Origin of the sequence: Aquiflexum lacus (assembly GCF_015476655.1) — a bacterium.
Classification (GTDB): domain Bacteria; phylum Bacteroidota; class Bacteroidia; order Cytophagales; family Cyclobacteriaceae; genus Aquiflexum; species Aquiflexum lacus.
The window spans coordinates 294,688-311,405 of the sequence record NZ_JABFHF010000001.1 but is presented as its reverse complement, the minus strand read 5'-3'; the positions used below and the strand labels follow the sequence as shown (position 1 = coordinate 311,405).

Here is a 16,718-nt window from a genome sequence, read left to right as displayed (position 1 = left end):
GTCAAACTTATCAAGCAACCGCATACATAGTTTTGCACTAACAAAATAAACTCAGTTAGTGCATCATGAAAAATTTAATATTTATAATCTTGGTAATGTACGTGTCCAATGCTTTTGGACAAATCCCTACGGAAGTACTAATAGGTAACAAGCAGACTCATTATATTAACTATTGGGAAAAAGAGATTGATAGCAATGGTAGATTCAACTTCTTCACCTTAAGCAGGTTTGCCATAGATTATCAAGATGAAGCTTACAATAACTTTTCTATTGAAGGACAACTGACGTACCAAATAACTAATTGGCTTGGTATTTCTGCCGGTGGAGGATTTGAAGGTGAATCATTTGTGCCTTCCATTGGATTAAACCTAAGTTATGCCAATACAAAGGGTGATTTATTTATTGAAACATATCCCACAATCCTTTTAGATAGCATCAAATCATTTAATATGCTCGGGTTGGTCGGCTATACCCCGCAGCTAAACGATACTTGGGGTATTTTTTCACAGCTAATTTTCAGCACAAACCTTTTAACTGATAGAACAGCTTTTAGCCCTCAAAGGGATATTCTCGGTTTATTTACAGCGCATCAACAAAGTATTCAACTTCTAAGGATAGGTTTAGACTTCAAACAGAAATTTCAATTTGGCATAGGTGCAGACTTCAACCAATTCTTTAAAAATCAAGGCAATTTCCAGAATTATGGTCTCTTTTTACGAATAACACCTTAATGGAAAGGTACCGTTACGATAGTCTTAAAAATCAAGAATTTTAATTTATAGATCATCAATAGCCATAAAATGAACAGATCAGATTTTATGAAGAACGTATCCCTAATAGGACTATGCACAATGATGTTTCCAAGTTTTACTTTTGGGGAGGGTAAGAAACCTAGCCAAAAAATCGGAGTGATTGGAGCAGGTATTTCAGGCTTATATTTAGCAGACATCCTCAAAAAACAAGGACATAAAGTCACTGTACTTGAGGCTAAAAATAGAGCAGGAGGTAGAATTTTTGAAAATGAAGGGTTTTATTCAAGTCCTATTGACTTGGGGGCACAGTGGATACACGGACACGATAATGAAATGTACAAAATCGTCAAGAATAATAAAACACCCACCTATGTTGACAAAAAAAATGAATCTATTAAATTTCTTTACAAAGGCTTGCTTTTAGACGATTTTCCATCAGAATTTTATCAATTCATAAATGAATTACAGCTCAAAACACCTTTGCAAAATGATGTTTCGGTTTTAAATTATGCAAAGCAATTCAGCAATGATTCTGACTTTATCGAGTTGATTGAAAACGTGCTAACAGATACTACAACCAAAGCAGAGAGATTTTCAGTCAATGAAGTTTCAAAGATGACACAGCAACTTGACCCTGTGGACTATCAGTTTAAAAATACAACCATGTATGGTTTTCTTCAAGAAAGATTTGTGAAGGGTTTGAAGGAGGAGATTGTTTTTAACTTCCCCGTTAAAAGTGTTGATTATACAAACTCGTTGATTAAAGTTTCCAATAAAGAAAACCAAAGCTATGAGTTTGATAAAATTATCATCACCGTTCCAATTACCGTCCTAAAATCCAATGCCATTCAGTTTGCCCCATTGTTACCAAATGACAAGAAAAAGGCATTGGAGCTTATTGGTATGGACAAGGGCTTAAAACTATTCCTAAAATTTGAGAAGCAGTTTTTTAATCACAGCATATTCAATGGGAAGTATGCGGGCTATTACATTGACCCAACTAAAAATGAAGCTTCATCTCAAGGTCTGTTAGCTTCTCTAATTATGGGAATTAAAGCAGAAATGTATTACGAAAACCCTCAAAAAGCTATAGAAAATTATCTTAAAGAGCTTGATGCTAATTTTGATGGACAGGCTTCTAAATACTACATTGATAATCTGGCTCAGGATTGGGGAGCTGAATCTTACATCAATGGTGTTTACAGCTACACCAAGCCCGGGGGTACATCAGCAAGGGAAATAGTAAGAAAACCTATAGGGAACAAAATATTTTTTGCAGGTGAGGCGATGAACATCTGCTTTGATTACGGTACAGTACATGGTGCCATTGATTCCGCAATACAGGTTTTAAAAGAATTTCAGTAGAAGTTAATTTAGAACAAAAGCCCAAAATTCAAAAAATAAGCAAGTTGGTCTGCTTATAGAACGTTTTTCTAATCTGTTGATTGATTAAGGATCCAAATTGCAAGATGGTTTCAATAAGTTGTTGCATGGAGGTTTGATTTTCAGATAATTTAAAGTTTTTTTCTCCAAGACAATTTACCAAATGTTAAAAACCCTTTCTGTTTCAAACATTCATCTCAATGTTCGTCACCTTTATAAATCCACATGGGTTCAGTCTTACCGGCCCTTACAAATCCAACTTTATGATAGAAATCAATCGCTTTGCCGTCAGCGGTAAGCATCTGCATATGAAAATGGCCATATTTTTCTTGCATTTTCTTGACGATCAAATGTCCGATCCCTTTACCCTGATATTCTGGATGAACCAGTAAATGAGGATAATACACCACTAGGTGTCCATCTGAAATCGCATTGCCGATACCTACTAGAATTTCATGGTCCCATGCGGAAAACAATGAATGCGAATTTATCAAACCATTGTATAGCTCATTTGGCTTGTCTGCAGAACTCCATTTATTGGCCCGGTATAAATCTAAAATAGCTTCAGGTTCGATATCCCTTCGCTCTGAAATGATAATCATATTGATTAATTTTTAAACATAAGGTTGAAGATAAAAATAATCAAAGTCACATTTAAAAATCGCTGGCAAAAAGAGAGCAAATCCACAACAATTAATCCAATTATCAATTCAATATTCTTTTTAACCTTTTTTTCTTGTTTTGTTTCACAATGTAAAAATCAATTAATGGTGCAAAAACATTCATAAATAAAACTGCCAACATTACTCCCTCAGGATAAGCCGGATTAAAAACCCTGATTACAATAGTCAAAACACCTATCAAGAATCCATAAATCCACTTACCTGACTCAGTTTGAGTGGCCGTCACAGGGTCGGTGGCCATGTAAACAGCCGCAAAAGCCAATCCGCCCATGACCAAATGATAATGTGATGGAAGTTCTATAAAGGATGAATCTACACCCAAATACCCTAACCAATTGAAGAATAATCCCATTAAAAACGCTCCTGAAAACACACTGACAATGATTTTGTAGCTTCCTACACCTGTAAAGATTAAGATCGCTGCACCTATGAGACAAGCCAAGGTTGACGTTTCTGCAATGGAGCCGGGAATAATTCCCCAAAACATATTCCAAAAAGAAAACAACTCCTGGCCAGACCACAAACCTGCTTGAGAAAGACTTTGCACTACGGTTAAACCTCCATCCGATTCCTGTGCAATAGCCAAGGCTGTAGCACCCGAATACCCTTCTACCACTTGAGAAGAATCAGGGATATAGGTCCAGACTTCTCCTGATATTTGGGAAGGGTAAGAAAAGTACAAAAATGCTCTTGCAGTCATGGCAACGTTAAGAATGTTCATACCTGTACCTCCAAAAACTTCCTTTGCAATTACCAGGGCAAATGCAGTGGCCAAGGCCACTTGCCATAATGGTATAGTTACCGGGAGAATCAATGGAATCAGCATTCCTGTTACCAGAAAACCTTCATTGACTGGATGCTTTCGGATCAATGCAAAGGTAACCTCTACGAAACCCCCTACTGTGTATGAAACGAGAATAATTGGTAAAACCAACCTTAGGCCTAAAAGGAGTTTTTCCTGATTGCTTACAACTTCCCCTATTGCTAAAAAATGCTGATGGCCTGTATTCCAAATACCGAACAATAAGACCGGCAAAAGTGAAAACACTACAGTAATCATATATCTCTTCAAGTCAACGGCATCCCTTATTTGCACTCCCCTAGTACCAGAAGTATGATTGGGAACTATCAAAATGGTATCTATCATATTGAATAGATAGTGCCATCTTTCAAACTGTCCTCCAGTCTCAAATTGCGGACGAATTTTGTTGAGACGTTCTGTTATGATTTTCATCGAATTCAACGTTTTATATCAAAGATTAAGTTTCTGTTCTTTTATCAATCCATCTTTTGATCATTGGAACAAGTAAAAATCCAGCAGGGATGGAAAAAAGGCATCCAATAGCAAAATCAGCTAACCAAATAAGGATGAAATCTGAACTCCATCCGACTCTCAACATCAAGATTGCAAATGACATTACTGCTGTCATCATTACAGACACCAGGAAAATAAATACGATATGCGCTTGCTGTGGCTTAAATTTCATTTCAATTGAATATTTCAGTTCTTACAAATAGACCAATATTAGTTTTTGACTGTCGATTAGGACCGTATTGATCAAAATCAGCTCCTATACCAAACTGATAGGTTTTTACATCCAAGCCCACTCTCAATTGCTGAAAACTACGGCTGTGGATTTCCAATTGATTCCAATTGGTCAGCGCCATTAACTGGGTAAAGAGTCTGGTATTTTCTGATATTCTGGGTCTGTATTGGATTTGGGTAAATGCCTCGTAAGAAGGAGAAGACTTCAGATGGGCCGCAACAAAAAATACCACCAAATGGCCTGGACCTGCATTGACAAACTGTCCGACTAAGTTGGGGTTGACTCCAGTAAATGTATTATATGTTCCTCCTACACCTAACCCAACGCCTTTTAGAAAATTGTAAGCAACAAAGGTCTGGATCAGCCCTTCATTGAATGGTTTGTCCTGGTCCTGAAAATGGCTATCAAAATAAGTAATATTGAAAAAGTCCCATCGATGCGCTTCATCCAAGGGTTTAATCATTATATTTTGAAAAACCAGTTTGTTATGCCCAAGGTGTAGCTCAGGTTGAATTGGTGGACTCATAGGAGGTCTTCCTGCCCCTTGCTCTTGTGCGTAGCTACTGTTTGAAAAGATGAATAACATTAAAGAGAAGATGATCATTGATTGTCGCATAAATCTTAATTTTTATGCAAAATTAAATCACTATAACCCTCTCAGTTAGGATAAACTCGTCAAAAAAATGTGATAATCAATCCAATTGAATCAATTTGGACTCATATACCTCAAAATTTATTTTGCTTACGGTATTGCAATGGAGATAAGCCTGTCGACGCTTTAAAAAAACGGCTAAAGTAACTTGGATCATCAAAATTCAGGGAAAAGGAAATATCAGAGATCGAACATTTACTTTGAATCAACATGGTTTTACTTTCCAACAACATCATATCCAAAATCCATTGGTTGGCGGACTTTCCACTTACAGATTTGATACATTTATTGAGATGATTGGGTGATATATTCAAAAGATCTGCATAATCACTTACCTTTCTCATAGTCTTGATGTGTTCATTCAACAACTTTTTGAAATCAGCGTTAATTCGCTCTGAAGCTGAAACACTCCTTTTATTTTCTACAACAGGAACATGATTTTCGATTTCAAATAAAACCGCCATTAAAGACAGTGTCAATTGGGCTTTTTTATGCTTCAGCTCAGTATTCGATAAACCCCACAAAACTTTCAATTTACTGCAAATTGAATCTATATCACCCTGAGACAAATCGATTACTACTTGATTGTCTTTGAATATTGCAAGCTTATCAAAGTAAGGAATCAAACCTTCAAGAAAACCAAGAGTAAAGTGACAATAGTATCCTCTTATATCAGCACTGATATATGGAGTTGAGGTGATTTGATTGGTAGGCATTAAAAAAACCTGATTGGTTTTCAAAAAATAATTAGTAAGTCCAAAAGTTCGCTGGGCCTCCCCTTCTTTGATTACAATAAAATCATAAACTGTCTTTCTATGCGGTGGAATGGGTAATTTGATAGACGCAACAGTATCTTCTAAGCGCTGCAGCAGAAACTCTTCCGGATCAATCAGTTCATTTAATGAGGAGTTAAGATTTGAAGAAAAATGAAGTTGACTGAATGCATTGATTGAAAGGGTTGGAATTAAATCTTTTAATTGTTTCATTTTAAAATGGCATAATTTTAAACATTACAATTTAATAAATTCATTCCACAAGCAATCCTGATAGTCTGAAAGCATATGAAAAAGCAAACCCATTGCAATTATTTTGATGTATTTGTTTTGGTGGAAAAACCTCCATTCCTTTGCAAATTTAATTCTATCAAAACCCTGTTTTGTCCCTAAACTTAGCACTCTGCCTTTGGCTCAGGTCAATCTTGCGACCACTTTGCAATTCTATCATCAAAGTACTGTTGAAGTAGCTGTCTATTTTTTTTACATAGTTGATATTGAAAATAAACTGTCTATTGGCTCGGAAAAAGACATCTTTAGGCAACCTGCTTTCCAGGTAGCTGAGGGTCTTGTTGAGCAAAGGCTGATTCTCCCCGAAATGGACCCTTACATAATCCCCTTCACTTTCAAACAAGAAAATATCCCCCACAGGTACAAAATAGCACTTTTCACTGTCCTTTATCAGTATCCTGTTTTCTAGCTTTAGCCGTTCCTCTTTTACAGCTTTCTCCTCTTTTGCTTTCCACATTTCGAAACGGGAGACCGCTTCCGACAGACGATGGAAATCAACCGGCTTGAGCAAATAATCAAGCGCACTGAATTCATATGCCCTGATGGCTGACCTTTCGTTTTTTGTCACAAAAACAATTTCCGGAATGTCCTCCAAATTTTCAAGCAGTTCGAATCCGTCCATCCCGGGCATATCGATATCCAGGAAAATAAGATCCGGCTTCAGTTCATTTGTCAGTGTGATCGCTTCATGTGACTTTTCGGTTTTTGCGATTATATCTATCCGGGAAATCTTTCTTAGCAATGTTTCCAACTCTTTAATTGCCGAAACATCATTGTCAACGATAATTGCTCTGATTTTCATATCCTTGCCTGTCAGATGATTGCTAAAAAGCCTCCCCTATGTAGATATAGAAAGCATTCCCTTCCCGCGTAAAAGCATAATCCAACCGGACATAAATATCCTTCTGGGGAAACAACAGGTATCTCAAACCTGCACCGGCTGTACCTTTCATTTTTCCGAAGTCCACTTTATGGGGCTGATCATACACAGTGCCGACCGAGGCAAATACAGCACCCCCTATCCTTTCTGTAAACTTTAACGGGAATGGCAGAAACCTATATTCCACCTGGGCCGCCATCAGATTATTATCCCTGAACCTGCCCTGATAATAGCCCCGCAAAAGATTCGGACCGCCCAATTGGGGAAGCTGGTTGAACGGCACATCGCCCCAGGTAAACTGTCCCAAAAGCTGCAGGGCCAGGACCTGGTTTTTCCTTATACTTTTAAAATAGCGCGTATCACTGATTACCGAACCAAAGGAATAATCACTCCCCAAATTGTCAAAAGATCCCAATACGGCCAATTCTGAAAAGTACCCGTCCCTCACGTTCAGCACATTGTGCCTGGAATCCAGCACAAATCCGATTCCTGTCGAAAAGGTCGTAAATCCGTTCATTCCCACTATTGGATTTTCACCTTCAAAATTTTCCGGCTTACTGAAACTTACCTGAGAGGTATTGTTCAACTCCAGTTCAAGACCGAAATAGAAATTACGTTTCAACCTCCTAAGTACCCGTTCTTTGATCAACAGTTGGTTGGCAGCAACTATCTGCTCATCGTCCAGGGTACTGTTTGCCCCTATTCCGAAGAAGGATAAGGGGAAGCTCTGGTACCTGAGGTTCCCAAGGAAAAACCATTTGTCTCTGTCACTGTACAGGGCATGTTCGACAAAGGCGCCGTATTGGTTTTCAAGGGTATAAAAACCCCTTGCCGTGATCTCGCTCAGCCTGTTTGAAGTATCCTGATTGACATAATATAAATACAGTCCGCTCAATCCGAATTCCGTATTGGTCTCCGGGGAATAACCGATGGTCGGATATACCAAAAATTGGGGCCTGGAAAGATTTTGGCTGTTGTTTCCAAATCCTTCCAAATACTTCCTGACCAAAGATTTGTTCTGGGCTTTTATCTCCGGAATCATAAATAAGAAAATAAGAGCACTTAGAATGTATTTCATTGGGGCAAAGCTGATTGGTTGATACAATTGGACATTCCTGATCGAAACTGATTTATAAACTGGACTTTGACTTTAGTGAAAAGTGAAAAAGTTGTTTTGCGAGTTTTTTAAGCAGAATTTTTCTCTTGTATTTTACTTCCTGATCATATTTATATTTAAAATATATTTTAAGGATTTTATTTTCATCGAGTCCTCTTCTTTGGGCATAGTACTCAATCAGGAAAATCATATCATTATTGGGCAATCCGAGTCTTATCAGGCTTTTCACTCCCATTTTAAGCGTAATCTGTTTGATTTTTACCCTGTTGTTGTCCACCAAAGAGAATCGGTAGGTACCATCCATTTTCTTGAAAAGTATATTGCTCAGTGAAAAATCCAGGTGATAGATCTCTTTTTGATGTAAGTCAATGATGAAATTCCCCAAATCAAAAAGCGCTTTCTTTTTTTCAGTGCCCTCAAGATCCTGAAAGCTCTCCAGTGTCGGAAAATCGGAATATTCGCAGATGAAATACCCCGATTTAAAAAACCAATTACTGTAGCAATCCAGGTAGGCTATGGGCTGCGGTGTATTTATCCCCTGTGAAAGAAAATAGATCGCATTTTCAAAAGCTCTTTTACCTTTGCTGTCACGGAAAAACCTGTAGATAAATCTATTGGCAAGATAAATTTTCTCAAAGGACTTGATCACCACTTTTTGATCGGAAATGGTTTGCAGTTTGATTGTGTTCCTCTTTTTAAAAATCAAACCGTCCATGCCTCCGAAGACAAAAGGAAGTCTGTTCAGGAATCCTTCCAGAAACATAAACCGATCATTGATTTTCATCACCTGTTTCATTTTTTATCAAATGCTTTACTGTCCGTGTTTAATTGAGGCCAAGACTAAATCTGAAGAATGGAGGGAACCGGAGAAAAAGCCTTATCATCTAACTTAATCACTCCTTTGATCCGGAGCCCTCCTTAAAAATCCAATCAGGCGATCAGCAACTCAATGATCTGTGCAGGAGCCTTGATCCGGTAAGCATCTTCATCTTTCATGTGGTTACGGCTGACTATTTCAAGCTCATAGATCAGACCCATTACGAATATCTGATCCATTTTATGGACTTCGTATAAGTCATCAAATCTCTTTTTTCCGGTGAGGTAGATCCCGTATTGATGGAATACATGGGTCATCCTTTTTAGTTTGTTAAAATTCTTCATATCTGTTTTCTAAAATGTTGATTGATTTTATATAATTGTGCCCTGGTGCCGGGAGTTCCGAAAAATCCTCCCGGCAATACCCAAGGTCTTATACATAGGCAGCTGCCTCTGATTCAAATTCCTCCACCGAGGTTTCCTCAATCTGGATTTCTTTCTTTTCTTCCTTGCCAACTTTTCTGCATGATCCGATCAAAGATGTAATTGATGAAGGGCACTACGATAAGTGTGAGAAACATAGAAGAGATCAGACCTCCTATGATTACCCAAGCAAGGCTGTTTCCATCCAATTTGAAATATTTATTCAATACTAAATCAGAGAAATGCCTCATCTTTCTTCTGAATAATTCAACATCTCAATAGGATTTTTTACCTCCAAGGGAGATAACCTGCTTTCAAATGCTGTCTTAGAACTAGTTTGGGCATAAACACCATTTATGAATTCGGTCAAGAGAATTGTTATTAAGGTCGTTTTCATTTAGTTTATTTCAATTTTTTTTGATTTCTGTTTGAAACTTGTTTTTGCTTTCTGGCCAAAAGGGTTTCCCTTTGAGTGCCTGCTGCAAAGTGACGGCTGCTAAAGCCCCATAGAGAATCCCCACAAAAACCACAGCTTTGGAATTTTTTAGAGCATAAAAAGAAAAGATAGGCAACACCTGCAAAGCATGCATACCTATGAAATGAGAAATCCTCAGATCTCCTACTTTTCTGCTCCAACCTACAATGAAGAGATTGGAATTGTCATTTTCCAGTCCAATTGTGTGACTCATTCTGCCTCCCATCAGGAAGCCCTCAAAGGCAAAAATGACGAAAATCAATATTCCAAGTCTGATACCCCACAGGTAATGGTTCTCTAGATTAGGGATGTCCTGAATGAAAAACAGCAATCCTATGTAAGCTGTATATAAAGTAACCCCAGTAGCTGCGAGTGCCATCATAGAAAACATCAGAGAGTGAAACGAACTACTGTTGTTATAATGGGAAGGTTGTCCCTGACTTGCTTTTAGGGCGATATATGCTATTTCAAAACCCAATAGAATAATGACCACCCAACTAAATAACTGCACATTGAATGATGGCAAATAGTAGCAATACCAAGCCATTGCCCATGCAAACAAAAAGGTGGAAAAGGCAAATTTAAATGGCTTATACCAAGCATTTACCTGATAAAGGTGTGTTTGCGAGATCCTCGTCATAGTCAAAAAGATCAGAGCAAAAACAAGACAGACCAAACCGAAGCTGAATAAAGTTTCATTCCTGAACTTCAATTCCATGAGAAAATCTTTCATCTATTTAGGTGGGGATACTTGCCAAATTCTTCTTGATACGCATCATGATGACTCCTGGAGTAATCCTAGGGAGGTTAGTCAAAAACCAATTCATTTTACCTACTACTTTCTTGCCTTTTCCATGCAACAAAAGTTGAACTCCTTCTTTGGCCACTTCTTGTGGTGGCATTGGCTTATTTGCGCTCATTACATTGGTTTTCCTCATTTCAGGAGTATGAAATGGGGTCTCAACTGTTCCTGGGCATAGTGTGGTCACGATAACATTGGTATCTTCCAATTCGGCTGCGATGGTTTGGGAAAATGCCAGCACAAAGGACTTAGTCGCTGAATAGACCGAATAATAGGGTAATGGTAAAAAGGACACAATGGAGGCCACATTCATGATTCTTCCAGACTTACGCCGGGCCATATCCCTCCCGAACAACTTTGATAGAGCTATCAGGCTGCTGATGTTCAGATTAACCATATCCAATTCAAGATCCAAAGAGGTTTCTACAAAATCTCCATATCCCCCAAAACCGGCATTGTTAACCAAGTGTGTAACTATGATATCTTTAGATTTGATTTCATGGTAGAGGTCTATTGCGTTTTTTGGATTAGCCAAGTCTTTTGGTATGTAATGAACATCTATCTGATGCCTTTCAACCAAATATTTTTTAAGCTCTTCCAATTTTTCGATATTCCTGGCTACCAAAATCAAATTGTATTTTTCCTTAGCCAGCATTTTGGCCATTTCATACCCTATTCCGGATGAAGCGCCTGTAATCAAGATGTATTCTTTCATGATAATTTGTTGTTTGATTATTTAATTCGTGACCATGTTTCTGACCTACCAAAAAGGCTTACTCCCACATATCCTCTTACTTCCAACTGACCATTGGACTTTAAGGTCATTTTGCAGGAATAGGTTTTACCGTCATTAGGATCATAAATACTCCCATCAGACCATGTGTTTTTTCCCTCAAACTTGAAGTCTTTTAAAATAGTCAATCCCACTAATTCCTGTCCTCTCAATTTGGGGTCAGGATTTTTTGAATCTTTGGTATCCAAACCTGTTCCCCAAGTGATCTTCCCAAAGTACTTACCGTCGGACTTGTAAATGTTAAACTTTGCATTTCCCTCCTCATTTACCCAATCACCAAGTATGGCATCGGCCTTTTCATTAGGTAGGGATAACTCTAGATAGTTAGAGAAAATAGGCAGCATGGCCAGCATTAGAATTGAAATTGATTTTAACATATAGATATTATTTAAAGTGAATAGTGAATATTGTTTATTAATTGAATATTGTTCATTAACTAATAAAAAAATTATTCTTTATCAATTAATGCCACAAACTCTTCGTAAGCTTTTTCTATTATACTTTCAGGGTTTTCAATAATCACCCCTTTTACTCTCTGACTAATATGTAATGAACACATACCATGAACTGTACTCCAAATTACAAATGAAAGGGGTTCTAATTGATGTCCTTTAAAGTGTCCACTTTCCATACATTTCTCCACGTTTTTCCGCAAGACATCAAATGTGGCTTTCCCTTCATTCCATTCTTCTTTTTGCATGGCCTCTAGAAATTCCATGGGTGCTTTCATGTTGAACATCAAGTCATACATATCTGGATTATCTAAAGCAAAGTGAAAATAAACTCTTCCGAGTGCCTTTAATCTCTCCATAGGATCAGAAACGCTTTTTAAAATTCCAATAGCACTTCCTAACTGTCCGAAACCCTGCCTGTGTAGTTCATTAAGAATATCATTTTTATCCTTAAAATAAACATACACCGTACCAACGCTGTACTCAATTTCCTCCGCAATCTTCCTGATGGTAACTTGTTCATTACCTATTTTGACAAATAATTTTTTTGCTGCATTCAAAATCAAAGTTTTAATTTCTTCTTTTTCTTTTGCCTTGCGTTCAGAAGTACCCATTGATTTTTAAATCTTTTCCAAAGATAAATGAACATTGTTCATTTATCCAAATAAATTTAATTTTTTTTTATATCAGATTACTGAATAAAAACCAGGTTAAAAATCGATTTCTTCTTTTTGAGCTATCACATCCTGAAAATTATCATTTTTTGAATCCGACCTGTTTATTGTAAAAAATTGAGTTACTGATAAAGAAGCGGATAATCATTAATTTAAAAAATTTCTGCTTTTTTGTTTTTTTTGATTAGGCAAAATTTAAGACCTAAATGTTGTCAATTAACTGACTTTATTTCAACAGGTTATTATTAATGTAAACCAAATCAATAGTGATAAACACTAATTTATCGTATGTAAAATATGTGATATGTACGATTTTTTCGTATTTTTATTAAAAGCTATCTCATTAGTATTGAATAAGTTAAGTGTTTTGGCTTTTATTTTGATTTATTCACAAAAAAAATACCCATGACGAGCCAAAGCACCTCTACTATCTTGTCCATAGTTGAAGCAATTTCCTCCACTCAAGATCCTGTCAAGTTACTTTCTATTCTCAAAGAAAAAACTTCTGAAATCTTTGATTTACATGATATTGGAGTAGCAATAGTTGACGAATCCAAAGAATTTCATTACGATTTATTTCTTGAAATTGATGCAGTAGGCAATAGCAATACAACACAAACTTTAAGGGAAAAGGGTCTATATAGAATAAACCATAAAGGATCTGCTCTTGAATGGATTATGAAGGATTTAACATCTAAAGGAGTTGAGATTTATGATTATGAATCCTTAAACAATGCCTTTCCTCACCCCCTACTTGATATTTTAAAATCAAAAGATATCAAAGAGGGAATGGCCGTTTTATTGAAATTTGATGGAATTGATTTTGGCGTGTTTTTCATAAATTCCTTAGAAAAAAGTAGTTTTTCGACAGATGATAAAATCAATCTTGGTTATTTAGGGAATTCGATAGCCATTGCAGTAAACAGTATTCTTTATAAAGAAAGGGTTTTGAAAAATGAAAGAGAAAAATCGATTTTATTAGAAATAAGTAAATCAATTTCCAAAGTACAGAATTCGAAAGAACTTTGGGATACCTTAATAGAGTACATAGAGCCCTTATTAAGCTTTAAAGCATCGGTTATTACATTATATAATAATGACTATACCAAATTTAAATATTATCTCGCAAGCGGAAATTTCAATCAGGTTTCAAGTTTTAATATTGATTCAATTATGAATAAATATTTCTCCTTTGAAGGTACCTCAGATTTATGGGTTCTTAATCAAGGAGATGTTAGCATGTTGTCTATAGATGAAAGAGAAGAATCAGGTATTTATAACCGATCTAGGGTGGCCCTTTTAAAAAGTATGGGAATCACCGATAATCTTTATATAAAACTAAAATCCAGAGGTAAGGTGATTGGTGTTCAACATTATCACTTTTCTGAACCTATTTCTGAAGAAAAATTAAAGCTAGCCAAAAGTATTACAGAATTAATCGCCATTGGTGTGGATAATATCATTTCCAAGGAGTCTATACAGGAAAAAGAAAACGAAAAATCTAAACTTTTAGAAATTTCCAGTGGAATTACTTTGGTGAAAAGCACCAAGGATTTGGTTGAATTAATCGAAAACAAAGTCAAACCAATTTTCCCTTTTGATAACATAGGTTTATATTTAATTGATGTGGTCAATGATCAAATGAGTGAGGTTTTTAATGACAACATCACCTATGATGAACTACAAGAAGGCTTGAAAAGTAAGAATTTGTTAGGGCCTTGGAAACTAAGTGAATCAGATCCAAGAAGTTGGTGGATCAAAGATTATATCGTAATTAATCAAATAGAAAAGGAATTGAAATTTTCAATTGGTAAACCATGGGAGGAGCAATTTATTTTAGGTTTGGAATATGGGTTGAAATCATTTATTGGTGGTCCGCTTGTTTCTCAAGGTCAAAAAATTGGTGCAATATGCTTTAACTCAAAAGCTGATGATTTTTTTCATGAAGATGATAAGCCCTTATTTAAATCTATTTCAGAACAATTGGCAACAGCATTGTCTAATATTCTTTCCCATGAAACCATTTTAAAAAAGGAAAGAGAAAGCCAATTGTTGATTGAGGTCAATGAATTAATAGCGACAGTTAAAACCCCGGAAAGTCTTCTTGAGATAATCATCAATAAAGTAAAGCCTTTTTTTAATTTTCATGACTGCGGTCTTTTTGTTTTGGATAGCAAAAAGGATTTCCATGAGGATTGGGCTGTGGATATTATTGATTTAAGCCCAAGCGACTGGAATAATATGCTGAGGTTAAAAGTTCAGAGATATAAACAAAAAGATTCACCAGTCGAGTATATATTAAAAAGAATTAGTGAAGAAAACAGCCCTGTGGTTATCGATTTTCCAGACTTAATTAAACTGTATCCTGATTATCCTCAATTTACTAATTTTGATGTATTAGGTTATGGATATAGGGATTGCCTTGGGTATCATTTAAAAATTGATGGAGAGGTTCGTGGTTTTTTTTGTATGAATGCCTTAAAGAAAGATTTTTTTAATCCTGAAGATTTTTCATTTTTCCAATCAATCTGCCATTCAATTTCCATTGCAGTAAAAAATATTCTTGAACACAAGCAGTTAGTCTCGAAAGAAAAAGAAAAGGCCATGCAGGTAACCTTTAACAATATTTTTTCGGCAAAAATTGATTGGAAAGAAAAATGGGTTGGCTTTGGCCAAGAAATAAATAAATTAATTCCTTTTGATTTACTGATTGTACAATTTAATAATCAAGATGAAAACAATACGTTTGTAATAGAGATGATTGGTTTCCAAGAATATAGGATTTTGGAAATGCAAGAGCTTTTGAAAATATTGGATATCAACTTCAGTCAGTTCGAAGCATTAAAAAAATCTATTGCAATTCATCCCAACGGTATTTTTGTGGAGAATGAGCTTCAAAATCTATTTGTAGAAAATCCTCCAATTCGATTCTTATCAAAACTAAAAAAGGTAAATGCATTAATGAATTCATTTATCAGGCTTTCACCATCAAAAAGTTACCAGTTTACTATTCTGAATAGCAAAGAACAGATTTTGGGTCAAGATCATTATGAGTGTGTCACACGGATTTTGCCGACTTTAAAGTTATGTCTCGAAAAAAGTCTTGCTTATGATGAAATCAAGCAGCTATCAGGTAGATTGGAATTAGAGAAGGAATATTTGATGGAGGAAGTACAGCATGGGAATAATTTTGGTGAAATCATTGGTACCAGTGAAGCTGTAATGAAAACACTTAAAGCGATTGGGAAAGTTGCCAAAACTGATTCTACTGTATTGATTGAAGGGGAAACTGGCACCGGAAAAGAATTAATAGCGAGGGCGATTCATCAACAATCAAATCGAAATGATAAGCCCTTGATCAAGGTTAATTGTGCTTCACTTCCTCCTCAATTGATCGAATCAGAATTATTCGGTCATGAAAAAGGATCATTTACCGGGGCGACTGATCGGAGGATAGGTAAATTTGAACTGGCGAATAAAGGCACATTATTTTTGGATGAAATTGGGGAACTGCCTTTAGAACTCCAACCAAAACTGTTGAGAGCTTTACAAGAAAGGGAAATAGAAAGAGTAGGTGGAACAGGAAGTATTTCCTGCGATGTGAGGATAGTAGCAGCAACAAATAGAGACTTAGAAGTGGAGGTGAGAAAAGGAACATTTAGAGCCGACTTATTTTACCGATTAAATGTTTTTCCCATTGTTTCTACACCTTTGAGAAATAGAAAGGAAGATATCGCCGATTTATGTAAATATTTTTCCGGAAAATTTGCCAAAAAAATCGGGAAGCATTTTGAGGGATTTTCGAAATCATCAGTAGAGTTTTTAAACAATCATTCATGGCCAGGCAATATACGGGAACTGCAAAATGTGATTGAGCAGGCAATAATTACCTCCGAAGGTAAACTTATTGAATGTAACGCTTACTTTAAAAGTAGAGCCAAGGAGAAATCACAAAATTCAAATGGTACTCATGAAGTACTTTCTTTCGGACAGAATATCGTTCAAATGAATGAATACCTTCTAGAATTGGAAAGAAATCATATTCTAGAAACTTTAAAGAACACCAAATATAGAATTAGAGGTGAAGGAGGTGCCGCTGAAATTTTAGACATTCATCCCAATACTTTGGAATCAAAACTTAAAAAACTTGGAATTAGTAAACGATACGTTTAGTATTTCTAAATAATACCTACGAGATTATCGTG

At 36.2% G+C, this 16,718-nt stretch carries 18 protein-coding genes; 3 read left to right on the top strand and 15 right to left on the bottom strand.

The window, feature by feature from the left end:
- Positions 1-65 precede the first annotated feature (65 nt).
- Complete coding sequence (locus HMJ38_RS01380; protein ID WP_194972579.1) at positions 66-731, top strand: hypothetical protein; 666 nt, start codon at positions 66-68, stop codon at positions 729-731.
- A 69-nt stretch (positions 732-800) separates the two neighbouring features.
- The gene (locus tag HMJ38_RS01375) at positions 801-2,117 is read left to right on the top strand and encodes a flavin monoamine oxidase family protein (protein WP_194972578.1); all 1,317 of its coding nucleotides are present in this window, start codon (positions 801-803) and stop codon (positions 2,115-2,117) included.
- Between the two features lie 215 nt (positions 2,118-2,332).
- Here the strand turns inward: HMJ38_RS01375 and HMJ38_RS01370 are convergent, their stop codons facing one another.
- The 15 genes from HMJ38_RS01370 to HMJ38_RS01305 form a co-directional block, all read right to left on the bottom strand.
- Complete coding sequence (locus tag HMJ38_RS01370; RefSeq protein ID WP_194972577.1) at positions 2,333-2,737, bottom strand: GNAT family N-acetyltransferase; 405 nt, start codon at positions 2,735-2,737, stop codon at positions 2,333-2,335.
- Between the two features lie 103 nt (positions 2,738-2,840).
- Positions 2,841-4,052 carry an NADH:ubiquinone reductase (Na(+)-transporting) subunit B gene (locus HMJ38_RS01365; protein WP_194972576.1) on the bottom strand — a complete coding sequence of 404 codons (1,212 nt, stop codon included), beginning with the start codon at positions 4,050-4,052 and terminating at the stop codon, positions 2,841-2,843.
- A 25-nt stretch (positions 4,053-4,077) separates the two neighbouring features.
- A complete protein-coding gene (locus HMJ38_RS01360) occupies positions 4,078-4,305 on the bottom strand; it encodes a DUF2798 domain-containing protein (protein WP_194972575.1) in 228 nt (75 codons plus the stop codon).
- Position 4,306: 1 nt separating this feature from the next.
- Positions 4,307-4,981 carry a hypothetical protein gene (locus tag HMJ38_RS01355; protein ID WP_194972574.1) on the bottom strand — a complete coding sequence of 225 codons (675 nt, stop codon included), beginning with the start codon at positions 4,979-4,981 and terminating at the stop codon, positions 4,307-4,309.
- A gap of 110 nt (positions 4,982-5,091) precedes the next feature.
- Positions 5,092-6,003 carry a helix-turn-helix domain-containing protein gene (locus HMJ38_RS01350; RefSeq protein ID WP_194972573.1) on the bottom strand — a complete coding sequence of 304 codons (912 nt, stop codon included), beginning with the start codon at positions 6,001-6,003 and terminating at the stop codon, positions 5,092-5,094.
- A 157-nt stretch (positions 6,004-6,160) separates the two neighbouring features.
- Positions 6,161-6,883 carry a LytR/AlgR family response regulator transcription factor gene (locus HMJ38_RS01345; protein WP_194972572.1) on the bottom strand — a complete coding sequence of 241 codons (723 nt, stop codon included), beginning with the start codon at positions 6,881-6,883 and terminating at the stop codon, positions 6,161-6,163.
- Between the two features lie 22 nt (positions 6,884-6,905).
- On the bottom strand, positions 6,906-8,039 hold the full coding sequence (locus HMJ38_RS01340) for a BamA/TamA family outer membrane protein (protein WP_194972571.1): 1,134 nt from the start codon (positions 8,037-8,039) through the stop codon (positions 6,906-6,908).
- 52 nt (positions 8,040-8,091) lie between these two features.
- Entirely contained in the window at positions 8,092-8,874 is a 783-nt protein-coding gene (locus HMJ38_RS01335; RefSeq protein ID WP_194972570.1) for a lipopolysaccharide kinase InaA family protein, read from the bottom strand.
- Positions 8,875-9,008: 134 nt separating this feature from the next.
- A complete protein-coding gene (locus HMJ38_RS01330; RefSeq protein ID WP_194972569.1) occupies positions 9,009-9,239 on the bottom strand; it encodes an acyl carrier protein in 231 nt (76 codons plus the stop codon).
- 137 nt (positions 9,240-9,376) lie between these two features.
- Positions 9,377-9,568, bottom strand: coding sequence for a hypothetical protein (locus HMJ38_RS25240; RefSeq protein ID WP_228779819.1), 192 nt, complete (start codon positions 9,566-9,568; stop codon positions 9,377-9,379).
- Positions 9,565-9,714 (bottom strand): hypothetical protein, encoded by a 150-nt coding sequence (locus HMJ38_RS01325; RefSeq protein WP_194972568.1) that lies wholly within the window; start codon positions 9,712-9,714, stop codon positions 9,565-9,567. The genes HMJ38_RS25240 and HMJ38_RS01325 overlap by 4 nt, the downstream gene beginning before the upstream one ends.
- Positions 9,715-9,724: 10 nt before the next feature.
- On the bottom strand, positions 9,725-10,525 hold the full coding sequence (locus HMJ38_RS01320) for a hypothetical protein (RefSeq protein WP_194972567.1): 801 nt from the start codon (positions 10,523-10,525) through the stop codon (positions 9,725-9,727).
- A gap of 4 nt (positions 10,526-10,529) precedes the next feature.
- Positions 10,530-11,309 (bottom strand): SDR family NAD(P)-dependent oxidoreductase, encoded by a 780-nt coding sequence (locus HMJ38_RS01315; RefSeq protein WP_194972566.1) that lies wholly within the window; start codon positions 11,307-11,309, stop codon positions 10,530-10,532.
- 17 nt (positions 11,310-11,326) lie between these two features.
- Complete coding sequence (locus tag HMJ38_RS01310) at positions 11,327-11,764, bottom strand: DUF2147 domain-containing protein (RefSeq protein WP_228779818.1); 438 nt, start codon at positions 11,762-11,764, stop codon at positions 11,327-11,329.
- 71 nt (positions 11,765-11,835) lie between these two features.
- Positions 11,836-12,453, bottom strand: a complete 618-nt coding sequence (locus HMJ38_RS01305) for a TetR/AcrR family transcriptional regulator (protein WP_194972565.1) — start codon at positions 12,451-12,453, stop codon at positions 11,836-11,838.
- 1,008 nt (positions 12,454-13,461) lie between these two features.
- Between HMJ38_RS01305 and HMJ38_RS01300 the strand changes: the two genes are divergently transcribed.
- The gene (locus tag HMJ38_RS01300) at positions 13,462-16,686 is read left to right on the top strand and encodes a sigma-54-dependent Fis family transcriptional regulator (RefSeq protein ID WP_194972564.1); all 3,225 of its coding nucleotides are present in this window, start codon (positions 13,462-13,464) and stop codon (positions 16,684-16,686) included.
- Positions 16,687-16,718: the final 32 nt, after the last annotated feature.

Excerpts from the sequence above, each read along its gene's own strand:
- HMJ38_RS01365 (WP_194972576.1), bottom strand. The coding sequence starts at position 4,052 with ATGAAAATCATAACAGAACGTCTCAACAAAATTCGTCCGCAATTTGAG.
- HMJ38_RS01345 (WP_194972572.1), bottom strand. The coding sequence starts at position 6,883 with ATGAAAATCAGAGCAATTATCGTTGACAATGATGTTTCGGCAATTAAA.
- HMJ38_RS01355 (WP_194972574.1), bottom strand. The coding sequence starts at position 4,981 with ATGCGACAATCAATGATCATCTTCTCTTTAATGTTATTCATCTTTTCA.
- HMJ38_RS01315 (WP_194972566.1), bottom strand. The coding sequence starts at position 11,309 with ATGAAAGAATACATCTTGATTACAGGCGCTTCATCCGGAATAGGGTAT.
- HMJ38_RS01370 (WP_194972577.1), bottom strand. The coding sequence starts at position 2,737 with ATGATTATCATTTCAGAGCGAAGGGATATCGAACCTGAAGCTATTTTA.
- HMJ38_RS01320 (WP_194972567.1), bottom strand. The coding sequence starts at position 10,525 with ATGAAAGATTTTCTCATGGAATTGAAGTTCAGGAATGAAACTTTATTC.
- HMJ38_RS01335 (WP_194972570.1), bottom strand. The coding sequence starts at position 8,874 with ATGAAACAGGTGATGAAAATCAATGATCGGTTTATGTTTCTGGAAGGA.
- HMJ38_RS25240 (WP_228779819.1), bottom strand. The coding sequence starts at position 9,568 with ATGAGGCATTTCTCTGATTTAGTATTGAATAAATATTTCAAATTGGAT.
- HMJ38_RS01375 (WP_194972578.1), top strand. The coding sequence starts at position 801 with ATGAACAGATCAGATTTTATGAAGAACGTATCCCTAATAGGACTATGC.
- HMJ38_RS01310 (WP_228779818.1), bottom strand. The coding sequence starts at position 11,764 with ATGTTAAAATCAATTTCAATTCTAATGCTGGCCATGCTGCCTATTTTC.
- HMJ38_RS01325 (WP_194972568.1), bottom strand. The coding sequence starts at position 9,714 with ATGAAAACGACCTTAATAACAATTCTCTTGACCGAATTCATAAATGGT.
- HMJ38_RS01305 (WP_194972565.1), bottom strand. The coding sequence starts at position 12,453 with ATGGGTACTTCTGAACGCAAGGCAAAAGAAAAAGAAGAAATTAAAACT.
- HMJ38_RS01350 (WP_194972573.1), bottom strand. The coding sequence starts at position 6,003 with ATGAAACAATTAAAAGATTTAATTCCAACCCTTTCAATCAATGCATTC.
- HMJ38_RS01380 (WP_194972579.1), top strand. The coding sequence starts at position 66 with ATGAAAAATTTAATATTTATAATCTTGGTAATGTACGTGTCCAATGCT.
- HMJ38_RS01360 (WP_194972575.1), bottom strand. The coding sequence starts at position 4,305 with ATGAAATTTAAGCCACAGCAAGCGCATATCGTATTTATTTTCCTGGTG.
- HMJ38_RS01340 (WP_194972571.1), bottom strand. The coding sequence starts at position 8,039 with ATGAAATACATTCTAAGTGCTCTTATTTTCTTATTTATGATTCCGGAG.
- HMJ38_RS01330 (WP_194972569.1), bottom strand. The coding sequence starts at position 9,239 with ATGAAGAATTTTAACAAACTAAAAAGGATGACCCATGTATTCCATCAA.